Annotated in this window: 1 pseudogene; it reads left to right on the top strand. The window is 61.4% G+C overall.

The window, feature by feature from the left end:
- Positions 1-52 precede the first annotated feature (52 nt).
- Positions 53-228 (top strand): annotated as a pseudogene (locus ACFZPT_RS27210) (4-aminobutyrate--2-oxoglutarate transaminase); the annotation flags it as partial.

Below are 228 nucleotides of genomic sequence, written 5' to 3'. Positions count from 1 at the left end.
CGCCACGTATTCCTAGGACCACGCCACCCGAAGAGAGGCGAATGAGGACTTTATGAGCAAGACCAACGCATCCCACAAGAAACGCCGCGAAGCCGCTGTACCGCGCGGTGTTGGCCAGATCCACCCGATCATCGCCGAAACGGCGAACAACGCCACCGTGACCGACGAAGAAGTTCGCGAGTTCATCAACTACGCCGGCGGCATCGCCGTGCTGAACACCGGCCCCGT

It is taken from the genome of Pseudomonas sp. MD330_10 (assembly GCF_042610415.1).
GTDB classification, from domain to species: domain Bacteria; phylum Pseudomonadota; class Gammaproteobacteria; order Pseudomonadales; family Pseudomonadaceae; genus Aquipseudomonas; species Aquipseudomonas rhodesiae.
The sequence above is the reverse complement of the archived record's forward strand: the minus strand, read 5'-3'. Positions and strand labels throughout refer to the sequence as shown.